The following is an 880-nucleotide window of genomic DNA, read 5'->3' on the forward strand; positions in this document are numbered from 1 at the left end:
GACAGGTCCGTCACGGGGGTCCGCTCGGGGTCGGGCACGAGCCGCAGCTCACGGAAGCGCATCGTCAGGGCGTCCACGGAGAGCAGCCGCCCGACCAGGGGCTCACCCACCCCGGAGAGCAGCTTGATCGCCTCGGCCGCCATGAGGGAGCCGATGATCCCGGGCAGCACCCCGAGCACCCCGGCCTGCGCGCACGAGGGCACCTCGCCGGGTTCGGGCCGCTCCGGGAACACGTCCCGGTACAGCGGCCCGCCCGGGGCGAACACGCTCACCTGCCCCGCGAACCGCAGGATCGCGCCCCACACCACGGGCACGCCCGCGATCTCGCACGCGTCGGCCACGAGGTAGCGGGTCGCGTAGTTGTCCGTGCCGTCGAGCACGAGGTCCACGGCGCCGACCCGTTCGAGCGCGTTGGCCGCGGTCAGGCGTTCGCGGTGCTCGACCACGCGCACCTCGGGGTGCAGGCCGCGCATCGTCGCGGCGGCGGAGGCGGTCTTGGGGCGGCCGAGGTCCGCCTCGGCGTGGATCACCTGGCGGTGCAGGTTGGAGCGGTCCACCATGTCGTCGTCGATCACGTGGACCTCCCCCACGCCCGCGGCGGCGAGGTAGGTCAGCACGGGCGCCCCGAGGCCGCCGGCGCCGACCACGAGGACGCGGGAGCGCAGCAGCGCCAGCTGGGCCTCGGGGCCGAAGCCGTCCAGGCTCAGGTGGCGGGCGAAGCGCTCCAGCTGGGTGTCGGACAGCGCGGTGAGGTCGCGGGGCTCGCGGGCGGCGGGGTCCAGGGCGGCGGTCACCGCTCGTCCTCCTCGGCCGTGACCCGCCCGGCCATCGGCGAGGAGGCCAGGGCGTGCTCGCGGCGCGGGATGCGCCCGGCACGGCG

At 76.1% G+C, this 880-nt stretch carries 1 protein-coding gene; it reads right to left on the reverse strand.

What is annotated here, in order from left to right; all coding sequences use genetic code 11:
- Positions 1–794: HesA/MoeB/ThiF family protein (locus tag HMPREF3105_RS00835; protein WP_070708545.1), on the reverse strand; the 794-nt coding region annotated here is incomplete at its 3' end.
- Between the last annotated feature and the right edge of the window lie 86 nt (positions 795–880).

The sequence above is a fragment of the Micrococcus sp. HMSC31B01 genome, assembly GCF_001816085.1.
Classification (GTDB): domain Bacteria; phylum Actinomycetota; class Actinomycetes; order Actinomycetales; family Micrococcaceae; genus Micrococcus; species Micrococcus luteus.